Origin of the sequence: Streptomyces viridochromogenes, from assembly GCF_001270495.1 — a bacterium.
In the GTDB taxonomy this organism is placed as follows: domain Bacteria; phylum Actinomycetota; class Actinomycetes; order Streptomycetales; family Streptomycetaceae; genus Streptomyces; species Streptomyces viridochromogenes_A.
In genome coordinates, this window is sequence record NZ_LGUR01000230.1 from 158,465 (window position 1) to 180,097 (window position 21,633).

Sequence of the window (21,633 nt, forward strand, 5' to 3'; positions counted from 1 at the left end):
GAACCAGAGGAGCCGGCAGCGATGGCCCGCCGCAGCACGAAGAACCCGCCGCCCGACGACTCGTACGAGGAGAAGATCCTCGACATCGACGTCGTCGACGAGATGCAGGGCTCCTTCCTCGAGTACGCGTACTCGGTCATCTACTCCCGGGCCCTGCCGGACGCCCGCGACGGCCTCAAGCCGGTGCACCGCCGCATCGTCTACCAGATGAACGAGATGGGCCTGCGCCCCGACCGCGGCTATGTGAAGTGCGCCCGCGTCGTCGGCGAGGTCATGGGTAAGTTGCACCCGCACGGCGACGCGTCGATCTACGACGCCCTGGTGCGTATGGCCCAGCCCTTCTCGATGCGCGTCCCCCTGGTCGACGGCCACGGCAACTTCGGCTCGCTGGGCAACGACGACCCGCCGGCGGCCATGCGGTACACCGAGTGCCGGCAGGCCCAGGCGACGAGCCTGATGACCGAGTCGATCGACGAGGACACGGTCGACTTCACACCCAACTACGACGGCCAGGAGCAGGAGCCGGTGGCCCTGCCCGCCGCCTTCCCGAACCTCCTCGTCAACGGCGCCTCCGGCATCGCCGTCGGCATGGCCACCAACATGCCGCCGCACAACCTCTCCGAGGTCATCGCGGCCGCCCGCCATCTGATCCGCTACCCGAACGCGGATCTGGACGCCCTGATGAAGTACGTCCCGGGCCCGGACCTGCCCACCGGCGGCCGGATCGTCGGCCTCTCCGGCATCCGGGACGCGTACGAGACGGGCCGTGGCACCTTCAAGATCCGCGCGACCGTGTCCGTGGAGACGGTGACCGCCCGCCGCAAGGGCATCGTCATCACCGAACTGCCCTTCACGGTCGGCCCGGAGAAGGTGATCGCCAAGATCAAGGACCTGGTCGGCTCGAAGAAGCTCCAGGGCATCGCCGACGTCAAGGACCTCACCGACCGCGAGCACGGCCTGCGTCTGGTCATCGAGATCAAGAACGGCTTCGTCCCGGAGGCCGTCCTGGAGCAGCTGTACAAGCTGACGCCGATGGAGGAGTCCTTCGGCATCAACAACGTCGCGCTGGTCGACGGCCAGCCCCTCACCCTGGGCCTCAAGGAACTCCTGGAGGTCTACCTCGACCACCGCTTCGAGGTCGTACGGCGGCGCAGCGAGTTCCGCCGTACGAAGCGTCGCGACCGGCTGCACCTGGTCGAGGGCCTGCTCACGGCGCTGGTGGACATCGACGAGGTCATCCGTCTGATCCGGTCCAGCGAGAACTCCGCACAGGCGAAGGAGCGCCTGATGGAGCGCTTCTCGCTGAGCGAGGTCCAGACGCAGTACATCCTCGACACGCCGCTGCGCCGGCTCACCAAGTACGACCGCATCGAGCTGGAGGCGGAGAAGGACCGGCTCAACGAGGAGATCGCCGAGCTGACCCGGATCCTGGACTCGGACGCGGAGCTGCGCAAGCTGGTCTCCGCCGAACTGGCTTCGGTCGCCAAGAAGTTCGGCACCGAGCGCCGTACGGTGCTGCTGGAGTCGGCGGGTGCGCCGGTCACCACCGTGTCGCTCCAGGTGGCGGACGACCCGTGCCGGGTGCTGCTGTCCTCGACGGGCCTGCTGGCCCGTACGGCGAACGGCGACCCCTTCGCGGAGGACGGCGAGGCGAGGCGCTCCAAGCACGACGTGATCGTCTCTGCGGTGCCGGCCACGGCCCGTGGCGAGGTGGGTGCGGTGACGTCCGCGGGACGTCTGCTGCGGATCAATGTCGTCGATCTGCCGCAGCTGCCGGAGACGGCGTCGAGACCGAACCTCTCGGGTGGCGCGCCGCTGGCGGAGTTCGTCTCCCTGGAGGGCGACGAGACCCTGATCTGTCTGACCACGCTCGACGAGTCGTCCCCGGGCCTGGCGATCGGCACGGAACAGGGTGTCGTCAAGCGTGTGGTGCCCGACTACCCGTCCAACAAGGACGAGTTGGAGGTCATCACGCTGAGGGAGGGCGACCGGATCGCCGGCGCGGTCGAGCTGCGCACCGGCGAGGAGGACCTGGTCTTCATCACGGACGACGCGCAGCTGCTGCGCTACCAGGCCTCGCAGGTCCGCCCGCAGGGCCGCGCCGCCGGCGGCATGGCGGGCATCAAGCTCACGGAGGGCGCGAAGGTGATCTCCTTCACGGCGGTGGACCCCGCGGTCGACGCGGTGGTGTTCACGGTCGCGGGCTCGCGGGGCACGCTGGACGACTCGGTCCAGACGACGGCCAAGATGACCCCGTTCGACCAGTACCCCCGCAAGGGTCGCGCCACCGGTGGTGTGCGCTGCCAGCGGTTCCTGAAGGGTGAGGACTGTCTGTCCCTGGCCTGGGCGGGCGCCGTCCCGGCACGGGCCGCGCAGAAGAACGGCACTCCGGCCGAGCTCCCGGACATCGACCCGCGCCGCGACGGCTCGGGCGTGTCACTGCCGAAGACGGTGTCGGTGGTGGCCGGTCCGGTCTAGGAAACGGTCTGGGCCTCCTCGGGGGCGGGGGTCCCTTCCTCCGTCTCCGGTACGTACCGCAGAACGCCCCACATGCCATGCTCGTCGACATGTGGGGCGTCGCTCTTGCATGCCTCCAGCTCCTTGCCGAGGGCGGAGGCGTCGATGCCGGAGCCGATGAGGACCAGCTGGGTGAGGCGCGCGTCGGCGGCCTTCCACCGCTCCGGGTAGAAACGGAGGAAGCGCCCGACGGCGTGGACGGCGTAACGGTTGGCGGTGTCATACGGGCCGAAGTCGACGTACCCCTTGATCCGGTACAGCCCCTCCGGCCTGCTGTCCAGGAACCCCATCAACCGGCGTGGATCAAGGGGGACTTCGGAGACGAAGGACACGCTGTCGTAGCCGGTGTGCAGGTGACCGTGGTGGGCGCGGTCCGTGTCGTCGCCGTTGTCCTCGCCGTTGTCGGCGCAGGTGTGTGCGCCGGAAGGTTCGCCGGTGTGGTCGTGCAGGTCGTCGAAGGACAGCTGCCCGATGCGCTCCTCGCTGGGGCGGCAGTCGAAGAGGAACTCGGGGTCGATTCGGCCGTAGGTGGCGGGAACGACGGCGGCGCGGTCGGTGAGCCCGCGGACCAGATCGAGCACGCGCTCACCGTCCGCCGCCCGGTCGAGCTTGTTGACCACGACGAGGTCGGCGAGGGCGAGGTGCCGGTCGATCTCGGGGTGCTTCGCGCGCGTGTCGGCGAACTCGGCGGCGTCGACCACCTCGACCAGCCCGCCGTACACGATGCCCGGATGCTCACTGGCGAGCACCATGCGTACCAGTTCCTGGGGCTCAGCGAGCCCGCTGGCCTCGATGACGATGACGTCGATGCCGGTGGACGGCCGGGCAAGCCGCTCCAGGTAGACGTCCAGCTCACTGGCGTCGACCGCACAGCACAGGCAGCCGTTCCCGAGGGAGACGGTGGAGTCGCCCAGCGCGCCGGCGACCGCCATGGCATCGATCTCGATGGCGCCGAAGTCGTTGACGATGGCCCCGATGCGGGTGCCTCCGCTGCGGTGGAGGAGGTGGTTGAGCAGAGTCGTCTTGCCGGAACCGAGGAATCCGGCAAGGACGACGACCGGAATCTGCTGCGGACCGGGGTTCGGCTGGCTCAACGTGCGACCTCTCTCACGCCGACGGGTGCACCGGCTCGCGGGTCGGCGCACGTACGAAGGTTGAATGCCGACCCAGGATACGAGCCGGAAGAATCACCGCGAAGTGAACGATTGTTAGCAGCACTTGCCGGGCAGACGTTGGGCATGGCGCCGGAGTGTGCGACCCTCGCTTCCCTCCGTGCGCCTCCTCTCCGCCTCCCCGCCGATCAGAGCCGCTCGGCACTCTGGGAGACGGCAAGCGCCGCCCACCGCTCGCCGGTCCCTCCCGTCGACCCGCACCCCGACGACCGGCGGACGGCCGCCTGATTCGGGGGTTGACATGGCCACTAAAAGGAACGCCGCGGGGAGGCTGGGCTCCGCCGCGGCAGGTCTGATGCTCGTCACCGCCGGGATGACGCTGGCCGCGCGCCAGCGACGCCTCGAAGCGGAGAGGTTGCAGGTGAGGCGTCTGGAGTTCGAGGAACTCGCCTCCCGCCGCCGGGCCCTGGCACATCAGCAGCGTATGCACTGGGAGTTGCTGTCCAGGGCGATCGACAATCCCTCCCTGGCCGCCGTGATCGACACGTACGCCCCGGACATCCCGGCGGAGAAGCGGCGGCAGTACTTCTACGCCAACGCCTGGTACATCAACCTGTACCACCTCTATCGAGCAGGACTGCTCGACCAGGAGGAGTTCTACGGGCATGCGCGTGAGCTCTTCCAGAACCCCCTGATGCGTGAGTACTGGGAGGCGTCGAAGGGGCAGCGCGCGACCCTGAAGGACTCGTCCGACGAGGCCCGGATCGGCCGCATGGTCGACAGTCTGATCAGGGACATCGAGGATGCCGACACGGACGAGTGGTGGGTGGTGGGGGACCCGCCGCCCGCATAACACACTTCGGCAGGAAGTGGCCGCGGTCAACGCACCGACACGAGTCGCGCGACTTTGCCGATACTCCTCAGGAATCCCAGTAACGTGCTGCCGACCAAACCACCTGCCAAACCCTTCGTAAGGATCGGTAGCCCTTGAAAATCGTGCGCCGCATCGGTGTGCCTCCCAGTGCCCGTGGCAGTGCCTCGGGAGCCAACTGCCCGGACGTGTTCGAGCTGAGCGACGGCAACTTCGCCGTCATCGGGACCGATGCCACTGAAACACTGGAGCGGGAACTGCCCGCCGACGCTTCCCGCGCCGACTACGAACGCATCGTCGTCGTCAGCCGCGAGACACTCATCCGAGCCAAGGGCGACATTCCCGAGGCATGACGGAGCGTCCCGGATCCGCTCGTCACTCGCGGGCGTCCGGGGCACGCGGTAGGACCTGTCATCTGCCCTCACCCCCAGGCACGGATGACACCTACGGCAAGGGCCACCACAACTAGTCGGTGACCCGCAATTCCTGCGGCAGACGAAGTACGGTGCCGCTTCACGGTCCCCCCGCCGTACCGAGGGGAGCCCCCTTCCGATCGCGGCACTCGATGACTTTGGCGAGCGACGAGTGCCACGCAGAGGGCTCCCCGAGGCCGGGCCGATCATCCCGAAGACCCAGCTCAAGGAGTCCCGTATGTCCAACCCGACGCCGCACGACGGTACCGCAGCCCAGCCGACGGAGCAGCAGCGACCCGTGAGGCGGATCTTCCAGCTGCTGCCGGGCGCGATCGCCCTGCTGGCGGCCATCAGCATCGTTCTGCTGATCGTCACGGGCCAGACCGAGCACGTCAGCGCCGTGGCGGCGTTCGGCGGCGCCGTCTTCCTCGGGGATGCCGCCGCGAACGTGACGATCAACGTGATCAGTAGGTAGATCCCCTCCACTCAGGTTGACCGCCGTCGGATCACCGGCGGCGGACAGGGCCCGGCTGCCGTACGGAGCCGGGCCCCTCGTACAGGTCAGGCCACCTGTCGTACAGGTCAGGCCACCTGCGGCACCCTCGCCGGCGCCCCCGGCCCGACATACCGCGCCACCGGCCTGATGATCTTCGAGTCCTGTGCCTGTTCCAGGATGTTGGCGCTCCAGCCCACGACCCGTGCAGCGGCGAACGTCGGTGTGAACATCTCGCGCGGCAGCCCGCAGAGCTCCATGACCACGCCCGCGTAGAACTCGACGTTCGTGTGCAGCTCACGGCCGGGCTTCAGTTCGGCGAGGATCGCCTCGACGCGGCGTTCGACCTCCACGGCGAACTCGACGCGCGGGCCGCCGAAGCCCTCGGCGATGTCGCGAAGCATCCGGGACCGGGGGTCCTCGGTGCGGTAGACCGGGTGGCCGAAGCCCATGATGCGGTCGCCGGCGAGGACGCGTTCGCGGATCCAGGAGTCGATGCGGTCGGGCGTGCCGATCGCGTCCAGCGTGTCCAGCGCACGGCTGGGCGCACCTCCGTGCAACGGCCCCGACAGCGCGCCCACGGCTCCGACCAGGCAGGCCGCGATGTCCGCTCCCGTGGAGGTGATGACGCGGGCCGTGAAGGTTGACGCATTGAATCCGTGGTCAATGGTTGAGATCAAGTATTGCTCGACGGCCCGCGTCCGGCCCGGATCCGGCTCGGCTCCCGTCAACATGTACAGGTAGTTCGCCGCGTACGACAGGTCCTCGCGCGGCTCGACGGGATCAAGCCCCGCACCCAGCCGGTGCAGGGCGGTGAGCAGAGTCGGTACGGCCCCGGCCGCGACGAGGGTGTCCCGACGGCGCGCGTCGGCGCCGATGTCGTACACCGGCCGGAAGCCCCGGGCCGCACCGAGCAGGGAGAGCGCGGTGCGCAGCCCGGCCAACGGGCCGGACCCTCCGCTCGCCGCCGCGATCGCGGGAAGCGCGGCCCGCACCTCGTCGGGCAGCCGCCGCAGCGCGGCGGTCTCGGCGGCGAAGGCGGCGGAGCGTTCGGCGTCCGGCAGTTCACCGTGGACCAGGAGATGCCAGACGTCCTCGAAGCGGCGGGTCTGCGCGAGTTCGACGGCCGAGTACTGGCGGTAGTGATAGAAGCCTTCGAGCCCTCGGACATCGCCGACCTCGGTGTCGGTGACGACGACGCCTGCGAGTCCACGCGGCACCTCGACGAGCGCGGTTGCTGACCTGTTGACGGACATGATTCCTCCCTGGACTTGATTCGACTGTCCATGCTTGACTTAATTCCTGTCAATATTGATTCGATCAATACACAGATCAATGTACGGCGTCCTGGATACGGTGACCCCATGCGCGATCAAGAACCCGGCCCCGGCCCGGCAGGGCGGCGGCTGACCACCCAGGAGGCCGCCGAACTGCTCGGCGTGAAGCCCGAGACCGTGTACGCGTATGTGAGCCGCGGACACCTGAGCAGCCGCCGCGTGTCCGGCGGCCGGGCCAGCACCTTCGACGCCGAGGAGGTGGAGGCGCTCGCCCGGCGCAACAGGCGGGAAAGCGCGGGCAGTTCAGGGTCGGGCGGTGAGCTGTCCGTCCGGACCCGCCTCACGTTCATCGACACGGACCGCTACTACTTCCGGGGCGTGGACGCGACCGAGCTGGCCGCCCGCCACTCCTACGAAGAGGTGGCCGAGTGGCTGTGGACCGGTGCGTTGCGCCGTGGCGTCACCTTCACCGCCCCCGAGGTCTCCGTCACCGCCGCCCGTCGCGCCGCCGACGCCCTGCCCGAACACGTCGGTCCCACCGACCGGTTGCGGGTCGCGGCGATCGCAGCCTCGGCCGCGGACCCCCTGCGCTTCGACCTCTCCGAGGAGGCGGTACTCGGTACCGCGCGCGTCCTCATCCCGACCCTCGTCGCCGCTCTCACGCCGTCGCGGTACGCCTACCGCGACGAAGGGTCCATCGCGCACCGCCTGTGGGGACAGCTGAGCGGACGGCCGGCCGACGAGGCCGACTTGCGCGTCCTGGACACCGCCCTCGCCCTGCTGGTCGATCACGACCTGGCCGCCTCGACCCTCGCCGTGCGGGTCGCCGCGTCGGCCCGCGCACACGCCTACGCGGCCGTCTCCGCCGGGCTCGGCGTACTCGAGGGCCCCCTGCACGGAGCCGCCGCCGGCCTCGCCCACAAGCTGATCATGGAGGTCCTCGACCGGGGCGACGCGGGGCCCGTCATCGCCGAGGAACTGCGGGCCGGCCGACGCATTCCAGGGCTCGGCCACCGCCTCTATCCCGGCGAGGACCCACGCGCGCGTGTCCTGTTCGGACTCCTGGAGGAGATCCCCCGCTCCGCACCCGCCCTCGCCGCGGCCCGCGACATCGCCGCCACGGCCGCCCGCCACACCCCGCTGCACGCCAACGTCGACCTGGCCCTGGCCGTGTTCACGGCGTCCTCCGCCATGTCCCACACGGCGGGCGAGACGATCTTCGCCGTGGCCCGCACGGCAGGCTGGATCGCCCACGCCCTGGAGGAGTACGGCGAGCGGCCGCTGCGCATGCGACCGAGCGGGATCTACACGGGGCCGAAACCGCCACAGCCACTGCCGGAGTAGACGGAGCGCCTTCCGGATCGGCCGGGAGCGCGTTCCCGCGGGTCGAGGGGCGCCCCTCGACCCGCCGCCTCCACTCAAGTCAGGTTAGGCTCACCTCTGTGAGTACGTGCTCAACCGTCTCGCGGGACCTCGACGAGCCCATCGCGGGGACCGCGGCGACCGCGACGACCTGGCTGCTGGTGGAGCAGCCCGGTCCGTGGGGTGCCAAGGCGCTCACGCAGAGCCACCTGGATCCGGCGCTGGGCCGAGCCCTGGAAGCGGCCGCGAACGGCACGGGCGTACGTGTCGCCCTGATTCGCCGCCCCGGCCGGCACGCCGACTGTGGCACCACCGCCGAGCGGCAGGTCTACGCCGCCCACACCGTGCCCGGAAACGTATGGCTGCACGCCGCCACGGTCCGCGACCCCGCGCGGTTGCTCGACCTGGACTTCGCCGCCCTCGGCATGGGCGACCACCACACCTTCGACTCGGTGCTCAAGGGACGCCCCCACACAGGCGACCCTCTCGCGCTCGTCTGCACCAACGGCAAGCGGGACCGCTGCTGCGCACTCCTCGGGCGCCCTCTAGCGGCCCAGCTCGCCGCCGCCGGTGTGGAAGGCGTCTGGGAGGTCACCCATCTGGGTGGACATCGGTTCTCACCGACGCTGCTGGTGCTGCCGTACGGCTATGCGTATGGCCGGGCGCGGGCCCACGCGGTCAAGGAGGTGCTGCACAGCGTCCAGGAGGGCCGGATCGTCGTCGAGGGGTGCCGTGGGAACTCGGCATGGGAGCGGCCGGGCCAGGCGGCCGAGCTGGCTGTGCGCGGGGCTACCGGCGAGGATGCCGCGGAGGCCCTGAGCATCGTGCGGACGGACGGCGCGGCCCCGCGGTGGGAAGTGACGGTCGCCCACACCGACGGACGTCACTGGCGGGTCGTCGTGGCACAGGGCGCCTCCCTGCCGCCCCGCCCCGAGAGCTGCGGGTCGGTGCTCGGCTCGCCCGCGCGGATGGACGTGGTGGCGGTGCGCGAGCTCACGATGACCGGGGCAATCGCAACACGATGACTACGGCACTCGTAAGTTGATCAGGTGGACCGGGGTTGCGCCACGTTGACCTGGTCCGACCACATTGACCTGGTCCCACCACGTTGACCGGCTGCTCGACCCGATCAAGAGATCCACACCACACCCCTCTACGGGACTTCCCGCACGTCCACGTACCGTCATGGGTATGAGCCCCACTCCCCCCGCACGTCGCCTGCGCCTCGGTCTGCCCCGGCGGATGTTCGCCCAGGTGCTGCTGATGCAGGTGGCGATCGCCGCGGGAGTCGCGGTGCTCGCGACCGGGCTGTTCCTCGCTCCGCTCAGCGACCAGTTGGACGACCAGGCGATGCGCCGCGCGCTGTCGATCGCGCAGACCACCGCCGCCCAGCCGCAGATCGCCGAGGACCTCGCGAGCACTCCCGCGACGGTCGGCGGACCGGTCCAGCGGGAGGCGGAACGTATCCGTAAGGCCACCGAGGCCGAGTACATCGTCGTGATGGACCGGCGCGGGGTGCGCTGGTCCCACCCCACCCCCGGCGAGATCGGCAGGACCGTCTCGACCGACCCGGGCCAGGCCCTGTCCGGTCACGAGGTCATGCAGATCGACGACGGCACCCTGGGCCGCACCGCCCGCGGCAAGGTGCCGCTGCGCGACGACGACGGCAGGATCGTCGGGGCGGTCTCGGTCGGCATCGCGTACGACAGCGTGCGGGCCCGGCTGCTGCACACGATCCCCGAGCTGTTCGCCTATGCGGGCGGCGCCCTGGCGGTCGGCGCGCTGGCCGCCTGGCTCATCTCCCGCCGGGTCCATCGGCAGACCCGGGACCTGGCCTTCTCGGACATCTCGGGGCTGCTCTCGGAGCGCGAGGCGATGCTGCACGGCATCCGGGAGGGCGTCGTCGCCCTGGACCGCACCGGCCGCATCCGCCTCCTCAACGACGAGGCGGGGCGGCTCCTCGGCATCGGTGACGAGGCCGTCGGCCGGTCCCTCGACGAGGCACTCGGTGAGGGCCGTACGACCGACGTGCTCGCCGGCCGGGTCACGGGCACCGATCTGCTCACCGTCCGCGGCCACCGCGTCCTGGTCGCCAACCGCATGCCCACCGACGACGGAGGCGCCGTCGCCACCCTGCGCGACCGCACCGAGCTGGAGCAGCTGGGCCGGGAACTCGACTCGACGCGCGGCCTGATCGACGCCCTGCGTGCCCAGGACCACGAGCACGCCAACCGCATGCACACGCTGCTCGGACTGCTCGAGCTGGAGATGTACGACGACGCCGTGGAGTTCGTCGGGGAGGTGGTCGGTGACCACCGGGCCACGGCGGAACAGGTCGCCGAGAAGATCCAGGACCCCCTGCTCGCCGCCCTGCTGGTCGGCAAGGCGACCGTGGCCGCCGAGCGGGGCGTGGCGCTGCGCCTCGCGGACCGCACCGGGCTCCCGGACCGGCTGATCGACCCCAGGGGCCTGGTCACGATCGTCGGCAACCTGGTGGACAACGCCCTTGACGCCGTCGCGGGCACCCCGCACGCGCGCGTCGAGGTCGAACTGCGGGCCGAGGGGCGTACCGCGGTCCTCAGGGTGCGCGACACCGGTCCGGGAATCCCGGAGGAGCAGCGCGAGTTGATCTTCACCGAGGGGTGGTCCACCAAACAGCCGCCGGCTCACCGCGAGCGCGGCATCGGGCTCTCCCTGGTGCGCAGGCTCGCCGAACGGCAGGGTGGCAGCGCGACGGTGGGTGAGGCGGACGGCGGAGGCGCGGAGTTCACCGTCGTCCTGCCCGAGGCACTGGCCGAGTCGGACCTGGAACCCGCCCTCACCGTGCCGTCAGATGCGCAGCCCGTCGCCGAGGAGGAGTCGCGATGATCGAGGTCCTGGTCGTGGACGACGACACGCGCGTCGCGCGCGTCAACTGCGCCTACGTCGAGAAGGTGCCGGGCTTCCACGTGGCCGGCGAGGCACACAGCGCGGCCGAGGCGCTCCGCCAGGTCGAGGAGCTGCCCCGCGTGGATCTGGTTCTCATGGACCACTACCTGCCCGACGAGACGGGTCTGTCGGTCGTCCAGGAGATGCGCCGGCGCGGCCACCAAGCCGACGTGATCATGGTGACGGCGGCGCGGGACGTGACGACGGTCCAGGCGGCCATGCGGCACGGCGCGCTGCAGTACCTGGTCAAGCCGTTCGCCTTCGCGGGGCTGCGCGCCAAGCTGGAGGCGTACGCGGAGCTGCGCCGGACCCTGGAGGGCGGCGGTGAGGCGGAACAGGCCGAGGTCGACCGCATCTTCGGCGCCCTGTCCGCGTCGTCGGAGCCCGACCTGCCCAAGGGCCACTCCCCCACCACCGCGGAACTCGTACGCCGCTCCCTGATGAACGCCGAAGGCCCGCTGTCGGCCCAGGAGATCGCCGAGCGGACGGGAGTGAGCCGCCAGACCGCCCAGCGCTACCTCAAGCTCCTGGAGCGCACGGGACGGGCCCGGCTCACCCTCAAGTACGGGGACGCGGGCCGCCCGGAACACCGGTATGTGTGGGCGACCCGCGCCTGAGACACGGCCCGTGGGAGCGGGGGAAGGAACCGTGCCCCTCCTTCATACGGATGCCGGCCGCCCAAATATCAGCCGACGGCCCGGAAGCTTGCGTGAGCCGCTCGGGTGGGACGGCCGCCGCCGGACAGCTCCCGGTACCGTCAGACCGCTCCCGCGGAGCCCGTCAGACCGCCCCCGCCCCTGTCAGCGACCGCACCTCGGTCTCCGCGTGCTTGGCCTCGTCGGGGATCTCGGCCGAGGTGACCGTGCCGAGCCAGCCCGCGAGGAAGCCCAGCGGGATCGAGACCAGGCCCGGGTTCTGCAGGGGGAAGTACTGGAAGTCGACGCCGGGGAACAGTGATCCTGGGCTGCCCGACACCACCGGCGAGAGCACCACCAGCACCACGGCTGGGACCAGTCCGCCGTAGACGGCCCATACGGCGCCCCGCGTGGTGAAGTCCCGCCAGAACAGTGAGCAGAGCAGCACGGGCAGATTGGCGGACGCGGCGACGGCGAACGCGAGGCCGACCAGGAAGGCGACGTTGAGGTCGCGGGCCAGCAGTCCGAGGGCGATCGCGACGACGCCGATGCCGACGGCGGCGACGCGCGCCACGGCCACTTCGCTGCGGGGCTCGGCGCGCCGACGCCGTAGCGAGGCATACAGATCGTGGGCCACGGAGGAGAGCGTGATCCCGGCGACCACCGCGAGGATCGTGGCGAAGGCGATGGCCGCGACGACGGCGAAGAGAACCGTTCCTCCGGTGGAGTCGGCGCCGCCGCCGAGGTCGAGGGCGAGCAGCGGAACGGCCGTGTTACCGGCCGCGTTCGACCCCCGTACGGCCTCGGGCCCGACGATCGCGGCCGCGCCGAAGCCCAGCACGATGGTCATCAGGTAGAAGCCGCCGATGAGCCCGATCGCCCAGACCACCGAGCGCCGTGCCGCGCGTGCGGTGGGCACGGTGTAGAAGCGGGACAGGATGTGCGGCAGCCCGGCGGTGCCCAGGACCAGTGCGAGGCCCAGGCTGATGAAGTCGAGCCGAGCCGTCCAGTCCCCGCCGTACTTCAGCCCGGGCGCCAGGAACGCCTCGCCGTGACCGCTGCGCTCGGCCGCCGTGAGGAGCAGTTGGTCGAAGTCGCCGTGGAAGCGCACCAGGACGAGCGCGGTCAACGCGAGGGTGCCGCCGAGCAGCAGAACCGACTTGACGATCTGAATCCAGGTGGTGGCCCGCATCCCTCCCAACGACACATGGATCACCATGAGCGCACCGACGCAGATGACGGTCCACGTCTGCGTCGCCTCGCCCTTGCCCCCGAGCAGCAGCGCGACCAGGGCGCCCGCGCCCACCATCTGCGCCACCAGATACAGAACGGACACGGTGACCGAGGAAGTTCCCAGCGCGATCCTCACGGGGCGCTCCCTCATCCGCGTGGCGACCACGTCGGCGAGCGTGAACCGCCCGCAGTTGCGCACCAGTTCGGCGACGAGGAACAGCACCACCAGCCAGGCCACGAGGAAGCCCACCGAGTACAGCATCCCGTCGTAGCCGAAGAGGGCGATGAGCCCGGAGATGCCGAGGAAGGAGGCGGCCGACATGTAGTCGCCCGCGATGGCAAAACCATTCTCCATGGGCGAGAAGAGCCGACCGCCCGCGTAGAACTCCTCCGCCGAGCCATGCCGGCTGCGGCTGACCCACGTCGTGATCGCCAGCGTGATCGCGACGAACACGCTGAACAGGAGCAGCGCCAGGGTCTGGTGATCGTCCGTCACGAGGCACCGCCTCTGGTGACGCGCGTCAACTCCTGCGTCTCCCAGCGCAGTTCCAGCGCCGCCCGGTCCCGGCGCAGCCGCGCATGACGGGCGTAGGCCCAGGTGAGCAGGAAGGTGGTGAGGAACTGTCCGAGCCCCGCGACCATCGCCACGTTCACAGCACCCGCCACGGGCCGGGCCATCAGCCCCGGCGCGGCCGTCGCGGCCACCACGTACGCCACATACCAGGAAAGGAACACCGCGACGGCCGGCACCACAAACCTCCGGTACCGGCTGCGCACCTCCTGGAAGGCCGCACTGCGCTGTACCTCGAGGTACACCTCACTCGCGACGGGAGGAGCGGCGTTCGGCGCGTCCGTGGCGTCCGTCTCCCCCCATCCGGAGGCGAGGGCGTCGTACCAGGGATCGTCTGAGTACATGCCCAAGCATGGACAGAACGGAAAGATCCCCGACTCGGCTTCTCGCCGGGCTTCACTCCATCAGGTGATGGAGTGAAGCGGCAGCCGCCAGCGGCGAACACGCCGCACAGGGGCCACCCGCACCCGACGACGAAAGCCGCACGGGCAGTGCGGGTGGGCACCCGAACAGGTGCCGAGGCGAAGCCGAGGCCGAACGCCCGGCCCAAGCCCAGCGCAGCGGCTACGCGTCGATACGCGACCGGTCCAACGTCGCCGCCGAGCTGGAGATGAACTCCTTGCGCGGTGCCACGTCGTTCCCCATCAGCAGATCGAAGACGCGCTCGGCGGCCTCCAGATCGGTGAGGCTGATCCGGCGCAGGGTCCGGTGACGGGGGTCCATCGTCGTCTCGGCCAGCTGGTCGGCGTCCATCTCACCGAGACCCTTGTACCGCTGGATGGAGTCCTTGTAGCGGACTCCCTTGCTCTGGAACTCCATGAGCTTGTCGCGCAGTTCACGGTCCGAGTACGTGTAGACGTACTTGTCCTGCCCCTTCTTGGGCTGGATCAGCTCGATGCGGTGCAGCGGAGGCACCGCGGCGAAGACCCGCCCCGCCTCGATCATCGGCCGCATGTAGCGCTGGAACAGCGTCAGCAGCAGCGTCCTGATGTGGGAGCCGTCCACATCGGCGTCGGTCATCATGATGATCTTGCCGTAGCGCGCCGCGTCGATGTCGAAGGTCCGACCGGACCCAGCCCCTATGACCTGGATGATCGCGCCGCACTCGGCGTTCTTCAGCATGTCGGTCACGGACGACTTCTGGACGTTGAGGATCTTGCCGCGGATCGGCAGCAGCGCCTGGAACTCGGAGTTCCGGGCGAGCTTGGCGGTGCCGAGCGCGGAGTCTCCCTCGACGATGAACAGCTCGCTGCGGTCGACGTCGTCGCTGCGGCAGTCGGCGAGCTTGGCGGGCAGCGTGGAGGACTCCAGGGCCGTCTTGCGCCGCTGGGCGTCCTTGTGCTGGCGGGCCGCGATGCGCGTACGGGCGGCTGCGACGGCCTTCTCCATGACGACCCGGGCCTGAGCCGCGGCGTCCCGCTTCGTGGAGGTGAGGAACGCCTTGAGCTCCCTGGAGATCACGGTGTTCACGATGCGACGGGCCGCCGAGGTACCCAGGACCTCCTTGGTCTGGCCCTCGAACTGCGGCTCGGCGAGACGGACCGTGACGACCGCGGTGAGGCCCTCCAGGGCGTCGTCCTTGACGATGTCGTCCTCGGCGACGCGCAGCAGCTTCTTGGTGCGCAGCACCTCGTTCATGGTGCTGGTCACGGCCGTCTCGAAGCCCGCGACGTGGGTGCCGCCCTTGGGGGTGGCGATGATGTTCACGAACGACTTCAGGGTCGTGTCGTACCCGGTGCCCCACCGCATGGCCACGTCGACGTCGAGCTCGCGGGTGACCTGGGTGGGGGTCATCTGGCCATGCTCGTCCAGGACCGGGACCGTCTCCTTGAAGGTGCCCTGGCCGCCGAAGCGGAGGACGTCGCAGACCGGCTTGTCGGCCGCGAGGTACTCGCAGAACTCGCTGATACCGCCGTCGAAGCGGAAGGACTCCTCACCCTTGCTGCCGCCGTCGCCGAGACCGAACTCGTCGCGGACGACGATGGTCAGGCCGGGCACCAGGAACGCGGTCTGACGGGCGCGCTGGTGCAGATTCTCCAGGGAGAGCTTGGCGTCCTTGAGGAAGATCTGGCGGTCGGCCCAGTACCGCACGCGCGTGCCGTTGCGGGTCTTGGGGATCTTCTTGGTTTTGCGCAGGCCGCCCTTGGCCTCGAACTTGGCGTTCGCACCGTCGGCGGCGAAGGCGCCGGGCACGCCACGCCGGAAGCTGATGGCGTGGGTGTGGCCGTTCCGGTCCACCTCGACGTCCAGCCGCGCGGACAGGGCGTTCACCACGGAGGCGCCCACGCCGTGCAGACCGCCGGAGGCCGCGTACGAGCCGCCGCCGAACTTGCCGCCGGCGTGCAGCTTGGTCATGACGACCTCGATGCCGGACAGGCCCGTCTTGGGCTCGACGTCGACCGGGATGCCCCGGCCGTTGTCCCGGACCTCCACGGACCCGTCGTCGTGGAGGATCACCTCGATGTGATCGCAGTACCCGCCCAGGGCCTCGTCGACGGAGTTGTCGATGATCTCCCACAGGCAGTGCATCAGACCGCGGCTGTCGGTCGACCCGATATACATGCCCGGGCGCTTGCGCACGGCCTCGAGCCCCTCGAGGACGAGCAGGTGCCGCGCGGTGTAGTTGGAACCGTCCCGGTCTGCTCCTGCCAGCAGCGCTGTGGACGGCACGGACGTCTCGGCGGTCACGCGGTTCGCTCCTCGCTGAATTTCAGGTGGCGCCCTGTTGGGTAAGGGCGCGGCTTCGGTCGCCGTCAAGAGGGTACCGAGGCCTGGTAGAGCCGTTGTAACGCCACCCTCGTGCGAAACACAGACTAGTCGAGAGTCGTATGCATGTTCGATCCCTCGATGGGGTGAAGTACATATCACGTTCCCTTCCAGGCATGAACCATTTAGGCTCCGGGCACGTCCTCATGAACAAACCGGCAAGCCAGCCGGGAGGACCGACCTTGACCGACAGCGCGAAACCGTAAGCAAGACAGAGACGCAATACGGCACATTCGCCGCCAAACCGGCAGCAACCAGCCGCCCCGGAAAGAATTTCTCTCTGAGAGAAGCCGCGAGCGGGAACGTTTTGGGGCTGGTTGGATGTTGACCCTGGTACGACAGCTCGTCGAGCTAGAGAAGAGGCGACGTGACTACTGTTCTGACCCCCGCGAGCCCGCTGACGGCCGCTGACCGCTGCGACCGTTGCGGCGCCCAGGCGTACGTGCGCGTCGTCCTGCTGAGCGGCGGAGAACTGCTCTTTTGCGCCCACCACGGTCGCAAGTTCGAGCCGGAACTCAAGAAGATCGCCGCTGAGATACAGGACGAGACGGAGCGGCTGACGTCCGCTCCCGCATCGGCGTCCGAAGATGAGCGCTGACACCTCGCATTAACGACGAGCCAGCTTCCGGCACAGGCCGGTCGACGGGCGGCCGCCCCTGACGGCAGGGGCGGCCGCCCGCGCTCATATCCCGCGGGCCCTCAGACCGTGTCAGCCGCCGCCATGGCGTTCCGGCACCGCGGCCCGCCACCCCAGGGTCCGTACGACCTCGGACACCCGCGTGTAGACGCCGGGACTACCCACGCGACCACAGCCGGTGCCCCAGGACACGAGCCCGATCAGCCTCCCCTGGGCGACTAGGGGACCTCCGCTGTCACCCTGACAGGCGTCCCGGCCTCCCCCCTGCTCCCCGGCGCAGACCATGCTGTCGGCCTGGTACCTGCCTTCACCACTGCCCGGATACGCCTGCCTGCACAGCGCGTCGGGCAGGACATGCACGCGTGCCGCCCGCAGGCTGCGCGGGTAGTCGCCGGCCCCCGTTATGTCCCCCCAGCCGTAGACCAGGGCCGGAGTCCCCGGCAGATAGGCGGGGTCGCCGGCCCGCGCCATCCGAACGACCGCGCTGGCGGGAAGCGGTTGAGCAAGGGAGAGCACGGCGAAGTCCCCGGCGTTGGTGCGACTGTCGTAGGCCGGGTTCACCCAGGTGTCGCGGACCCGGATCTCCTGGCCCCGGCCGGACAGCAGGTCTGTACGACCCGTGATGACGCTGAAGTCGCGCACCTGTTCCGGCGGTGCCCCCAGGACCTCCTGGCTCAGGCAATGGGCCGCGGTGAGCACCGTGGAACGGCCGACCGCCACACCGACGCAGAACTGACCGGCCCGCGTACCCCCGAACCGGTCACGGCTGGACAGCGCCACGGTCCACGGACTGTTCGAGACATCGACCGGGAAGCCGCCGACAACGACACTGTCGGCAGCCGCCGGGGCTGCCGACGCCAGCGGTATGGCAGCGGCCGCGGCCGCCAGTACCAGCGGCCGGGCCAGGGCCCGGATCAAGGAAAGACGCATGCACGCTCCTCACTCTGGAGTGGTCATGGGACACCCAGAGTGATTCAGCCCACCGCAACCCGCACCTGCGCGACAGCACGAAGGGCCGATCCCCACTCGGGAGACCGGGCTGTGCGTGTCGCACGAGGGGCGACCTGGTCCCTGGCGAGGCAGTCGCGCAGTATGGACGTGTGAGCGCTGTGCTTGGCCTGCATGGATGCAGGTGGGCGGGGAGCGCAGTCCGCGAAATCTCCTGGAATGAGATGACCGCCATGACTCTCCGCACGATCGCCCACCACCTCGGCCTGCCTGTGCGGCGCGACCCGCAGGAGGTAGCGAAGATCATCGAGGGACTGCGCCCCAATCTGGCCGAGCTTCCTGACGACAGGCGGGAGCGGCTCGCCGCTGAGTGGACCAAGGTCCTCAGTGAACGCCACTGGCACCGGCCGTATCTCCGGGACTAGCACCCTCGCCATCACCGCGCCCCCCGCATCACTACGACCAGCAGTTGTCCCGTGACGACCAGTAGTTATCCCGTGCTCTGTCGATTCCGGTCGCCTCTCGTTGGCCGGCGCCCTGGCTGTGCCCTGTAACCGGCGGTCAAGCACGGCATCGGCGCGTGAACGAACCTGGCTGATCGCAGCGCCCAGTGACGTCGGACGCATGATGGATACGGAAACAGGGGGGCGACCTGCGAAGAAGATCGTCATGAAGCACAAGACCGCGAGCGTCACTGTCGTGACGGCCCTCGTCCTCGGTGGAGCCACAGCCTGCGGAGACGGCGACAGCGACAACGGCAGCGACAGCGCGCCTCAGACGCCGCCCACCAGCAGTGCACGATCAACACTACGTCGGCGGTCTCACACAGCCCGGCCGCGCTCAACGGCCTCGGCGGGAGTCCGCATGGCCTCCGCCATCCGCTCAACTGCGTCCGCGCGCACCATGCGACGTACGGCCAACTGCACCCACCTCTGGCACACGAAAGCGCCCCCGACCCGCAAAGAAGCAGGTCAGGGGCGCCGAGTGGGATCTGACTCAGTCCAGGTAGTCGCGCAGCACCTGGGACCGCGACGGGTGACGCAGCTTCGACATGGTCTTGGACTCGATCTGGCGGATGCGCTCGCGCGTGACGCCGTACACCTTGCCGATCTCGTCGAGGGTCTTCGGCTGACCGTCGGTGAGACCGAAGCGCATCGAGACCACGCCGGCCTCGCGCTCGGACAGAGTGTCGAGAACCGAGTGCAGCTGCTCCTGCAGAAGCGTGAAGCTGACCGCGTCGGCCGGGACGACGGCCTCGGAGTCCTCGATGAGGTCACCGAACTCGCTGTCGCCGTCCTCGCCCAGGGGGGTGTGCAGCGAGATGGGCTCGCGGCCGTACTTCTGGACCTCGATGACCTTCTCGGGGGTCATGTCGAGTTCCTTGGCCAGCTCCTCCGGGGTGGGCTCGCGGCCCAGGTCCTGGAGCATCTGACGCTGGACGCGGGCCAGCTTGTTGATGACCTCGACCATGTGCACCGGGATACGGATGGTGCGGGCCTGATCGGCCATGGCGCGGGTGATCGCCTGACGGATCCACCAGGTGGCGTACGTGGAGAACTTGTAGCCCTTGGTGTAGTCGAACTTCTCGACCGCGCGGATCAGACCGAGGTTGCCCTCCTGGATCAGGTCCAGGAAGAGCATGCCGCGGCCGGTGTAGCGCTTGGCCAGGGAGACCACCAGACGGAGGTTGGCCTCCAGGAGGTGGTTCTTGGCGCGGCGGCCGTCCTCGGCGATGATCTCCAGCTCGCGCTTGAGCTTGGGGGCGAGCTTGTCGGCGTTGGCCAGCTTGTCCTCGGCGAACAGACCGGCCTCGATGCGCTTGGCGAGCTCGACCTCCTGCTCGGCGTTGAGCAGCGGGACCTTGCCGATCTGCTTGAGGTAGTCCTTGACCGGGTCGGCGGTGGCGCCGGCCGCGGCGACCTGCTGCGCGGGAGCGTCGTCCTCGTCCTCGTCGGAGAGCACGAAGCCGGCGTTCTCGGCGCCCTCGGGCTCCTCGCCGCCCTTCGGGGGAGCGTCCTCGAGGACCTCGTCCTCGATCAGCTCGGCGTCGTCCTTCTTGCCTGTGGTCTTCTTGGCCGCCGTCTTCTTGGCGACGGTCTTCTTCGCGACCGCCTTCTTGGCGGTCGTCTTCTTGGCAGCGGCCTTCTTGGCGGGGGCGTCGTCCTCGACGGCGGAGTCGGCGGCGGGCGCCGCAGGCGTGGCGGCGGCGGTGGCCTTCTTGGTGGTCACCGTCTTCGCCGCGACCGTCTTGGTGGCGGTGCGCTTGGCCGGACTCTTCGCTGCGACGCTCTTTCGGGTGCGCTTGGGCTCCGCGGCACTGACCATCAGCGTCACACCCTCTTCCTCGAGGATCTGGTTGAGGCTGCGCAGTACGTTCTTCCACTGAGTGGCCGGAATCTGGTCAGCTTCGAAGGCCCGACGCACATCGTCGCCGGCGATCTGCCCCTCAGCCTTTCCCCGCTCAATAAGAGCCATGACAGAGACGGACTCGGCGATCTCCGGCGGGAGCGTACGGGATGTGCTGGCCGACACGAACAACCTCTCGGAACGTTGGAAAACGGCTTCCGGCCCCGTCCACGGCGGACAGGAGCCGACCACCGACCTGGGGATTGGGCCGACGGTGCGGGCGGGGGCCGGGAAGATGCACAGCGCCTTGAGCGGCGTCCGTATTCCCTCCTCGGCAGTCACCTCTTAGGTCATCGCGCTGTTTCCCCGAGCGTTACGCCCAATCTGCGTGGCCCGAGTCACATCCCGTAACCGATCAAAGCAGGCAGATGCGGACAGAACAGGCAGCCCGCAGCTTCGCCCAAGCACTGTACGGCCTTTCCGCGGCCTCGTCGCACCGTCGGACCCGCAGGATCCGTGTGGATCCTGCGGGTCCGACGGGAGAGGGCGCACAGACCAGGAGATGCCACAGGAGGGGGAGGCACTCCCGGCCGCGCCCCGTGGGCGCGGTCAGTGCTCGCGGGGGGCGGGCACCACGCGCTCGACCTCGGGATGGACGGTGAGCAGTTGCCGCATGGCGGCCTCGGCGGCCGCGCCGTCGCCGGCGGCAAGGGCGTCGACGATCCTGCTGTGCTGGGCCAGCGACGTCTCGTTCGGCCGGTCACAGCCCGTCACAGGGCCGCCGGAGACCTGGAGGGCGGCCGAGACGATCCCCGACAGGTGCTCCAGCATGCGGTTGCCCGCGACCTGGATGAGCAGTGAGTGGAACTCGGCGTCGGCGCGGGAGAAGGTGAGGACATCGCCCTGCCCCATCGCGTGGCTCATGATCTCGACCATGTCGCCGAGCCGCTGCTGGACGTCGTCGCGCCCGTGCCCGGCGGCGAGGCGGGCGGCGAGCGGCTCGATCGTCCAGCGCAGCTCGCTCAGCTCCCGGCGCTGGTCGTCGCGCTGCGGTCCGAAGGCCCGCCACTCGATGATGTCCGGGTCGAGGAGGTTCCAGTCACTGACGGGACGCACGCGCGTGCCGACGTTCGGACGGGCGCTGACCAGGCCCTTGGCCTCCAGGACGCGGAGCGACTCGCGGACGACGGTGCGGGAGACCTCGAAGCGCTGGCCGATCTCCTCGGGGACGAGTGGACGGTCGGCGCCCAGGTCACCCGAGACGATCATCTGGCCAAGCTGCTGGACGAGTTGGCCGTGCAGCCCGCGTCCGCGGCTGCCCGCGGCGCGTCGGCCCACACGGCCCAGTTCCGGCTCCGCACTGTCCCAGGCAGAGGCTCCGACGCGGTCGGCGACGGTGGCCTCGGCGTAGGGGTAGCGGTCGAGATCGCCCGGGCCGGCCAGACCGGAGTCGGCGGCGCGGGCGGCGGTCATCATGGTGTGCGCAAGGGTACTCACGGATCCTTTGTCGGCGCCCTCCTCAAC

18 protein-coding genes are annotated in these 21,633 nt (G+C 69.7%); 10 read left to right on the top strand and 8 right to left on the bottom strand.

The window, feature by feature from the left end; genetic code table 11:
• The first annotated feature begins 21 nt into the window (after positions 1–21).
• Entirely contained in the window at positions 22–2,478 is a 2,457-nt protein-coding gene (locus ADK36_RS34270; protein WP_048580261.1) for a DNA gyrase/topoisomerase IV subunit A, read from the top strand.
• On the opposite strand, the gene ADK36_RS34275 is transcribed toward ADK36_RS34270, so the two are convergent.
• Entirely contained in the window at positions 2,475–3,611 is a 1,137-nt protein-coding gene (locus ADK36_RS34275) for a CobW family GTP-binding protein (RefSeq protein ID WP_053200245.1), read from the bottom strand. The genes ADK36_RS34270 and ADK36_RS34275 overlap by 4 nt on opposite strands.
• 319 nt (positions 3,612–3,930) lie before the next feature.
• Between ADK36_RS34275 and ADK36_RS34280 the strand changes: the two genes are divergently transcribed.
• From ADK36_RS34280 to ADK36_RS34290, 3 genes are all read left to right on the top strand, one after another.
• A complete protein-coding gene (locus ADK36_RS34280) occupies positions 3,931–4,482 on the top strand; it encodes a DUF6082 family protein (RefSeq protein WP_048580263.1) in 552 nt (183 codons plus the stop codon).
• Positions 4,483–4,616: 134 nt separating this feature from the next.
• Positions 4,617–4,853, top strand: coding sequence for a hypothetical protein (locus ADK36_RS34285; RefSeq protein WP_107083637.1), 237 nt, complete (start codon positions 4,617–4,619; stop codon positions 4,851–4,853).
• Positions 4,854–5,151: 298 nt separating this feature from the next.
• Positions 5,152–5,388 carry a hypothetical protein gene (locus ADK36_RS34290; protein WP_048580264.1) on the top strand — a complete coding sequence of 79 codons (237 nt, stop codon included), beginning with the start codon at positions 5,152–5,154 and terminating at the stop codon, positions 5,386–5,388.
• Between the two features lie 107 nt (positions 5,389–5,495).
• Here the strand turns inward: ADK36_RS34290 and ADK36_RS34295 are convergent, their stop codons facing one another.
• The gene (locus tag ADK36_RS34295) at positions 5,496–6,662 is read right to left on the bottom strand and encodes a citrate synthase/methylcitrate synthase (RefSeq protein WP_048580265.1); all 1,167 of its coding nucleotides are present in this window, start codon (positions 6,660–6,662) and stop codon (positions 5,496–5,498) included.
• 108 nt (positions 6,663–6,770) lie between these two features.
• On the opposite strand from ADK36_RS34295, the gene ADK36_RS34300 reads away from it, so the two are divergent.
• The 4 genes from ADK36_RS34300 to ADK36_RS34315 all read left to right on the top strand — a co-directional run bounded on the left by ADK36_RS34300 (position 6,771) and on the right by ADK36_RS34315 (position 11,590).
• Positions 6,771–8,027, top strand: coding sequence for a citrate synthase (locus ADK36_RS34300; RefSeq protein WP_048580266.1), 1,257 nt, complete (start codon positions 6,771–6,773; stop codon positions 8,025–8,027).
• 98 nt (positions 8,028–8,125) lie between these two features.
• Positions 8,126–9,070, top strand: a complete 945-nt coding sequence (locus ADK36_RS34305; RefSeq protein ID WP_048580267.1) for a sucrase ferredoxin — start codon at positions 8,126–8,128, stop codon at positions 9,068–9,070.
• Positions 9,071–9,236: 166 nt separating this feature from the next.
• Positions 9,237–10,913 carry a sensor histidine kinase gene (locus ADK36_RS34310; protein ID WP_048580268.1) on the top strand — a complete coding sequence of 559 codons (1,677 nt, stop codon included), beginning with the start codon at positions 9,237–9,239 and terminating at the stop codon, positions 10,911–10,913.
• The gene (locus ADK36_RS34315; RefSeq protein ID WP_048580269.1) at positions 10,910–11,590 is read left to right on the top strand and encodes a response regulator; all 681 of its coding nucleotides are present in this window, start codon (positions 10,910–10,912) and stop codon (positions 11,588–11,590) included. The genes ADK36_RS34310 and ADK36_RS34315 overlap by 4 nt, the downstream gene beginning before the upstream one ends.
• A 163-nt stretch (positions 11,591–11,753) precedes the next feature.
• Here ADK36_RS34315 and ADK36_RS34320 read toward each other — a convergent pair whose 3' ends face one another.
• The 3 genes from ADK36_RS34320 to ADK36_RS34330 all read right to left on the bottom strand — a co-directional run bounded on the left by ADK36_RS34320 (position 11,754) and on the right by ADK36_RS34330 (position 16,100).
• Positions 11,754–13,337: a solute symporter family protein gene (locus tag ADK36_RS34320; protein WP_048580270.1), complete on the bottom strand. Its 1,584-nt coding sequence runs from the start codon at positions 13,335–13,337 to the stop codon at positions 11,754–11,756.
• A complete protein-coding gene (locus tag ADK36_RS34325) occupies positions 13,334–13,756 on the bottom strand; it encodes a DUF485 domain-containing protein (protein WP_048580271.1) in 423 nt (140 codons plus the stop codon). Before ADK36_RS34325 ends, ADK36_RS34320 begins: the two co-directional genes overlap by 4 nt.
• A 220-nt stretch (positions 13,757–13,976) precedes the next feature.
• Complete coding sequence (locus ADK36_RS34330; RefSeq protein WP_048580272.1) at positions 13,977–16,100, bottom strand: DNA gyrase/topoisomerase IV subunit B; 2,124 nt, start codon at positions 16,098–16,100, stop codon at positions 13,977–13,979.
• Positions 16,101–16,545: 445 nt separating this feature from the next.
• Between ADK36_RS34330 and ADK36_RS34335 the strand changes: the two genes are divergently transcribed.
• Positions 16,546–16,776, top strand: a complete 231-nt coding sequence (locus ADK36_RS34335) for a DUF7455 domain-containing protein (protein ID WP_030051385.1) — start codon at positions 16,546–16,548, stop codon at positions 16,774–16,776.
• A 111-nt stretch (positions 16,777–16,887) separates the two neighbouring features.
• Here the strand turns inward: ADK36_RS34335 and ADK36_RS34340 are convergent, their stop codons facing one another.
• Entirely contained in the window at positions 16,888–17,745 is an 858-nt protein-coding gene (locus tag ADK36_RS34340; RefSeq protein WP_048580273.1) for a serine protease, read from the bottom strand.
• 251 nt (positions 17,746–17,996) lie between these two features.
• On the opposite strand from ADK36_RS34340, the gene ADK36_RS34345 reads away from it, so the two are divergent.
• On the top strand, positions 17,997–18,188 hold the full coding sequence (locus ADK36_RS34345) for a hypothetical protein (protein WP_078916103.1): 192 nt from the start codon (positions 17,997–17,999) through the stop codon (positions 18,186–18,188).
• A 571-nt stretch (positions 18,189–18,759) separates the two neighbouring features.
• On the opposite strand, the gene ADK36_RS34350 is transcribed toward ADK36_RS34345, so the two are convergent.
• Complete coding sequence (locus ADK36_RS34350) at positions 18,760–20,295, bottom strand: RNA polymerase sigma factor (protein WP_048580355.1); 1,536 nt, start codon at positions 20,293–20,295, stop codon at positions 18,760–18,762.
• A 423-nt stretch (positions 20,296–20,718) separates the two neighbouring features.
• Entirely contained in the window at positions 20,719–21,606 is an 888-nt protein-coding gene (locus tag ADK36_RS34355; protein ID WP_078916093.1) for a FadR/GntR family transcriptional regulator, read from the bottom strand.
• Between the last annotated feature and the right edge of the window lie 27 nt (positions 21,607–21,633).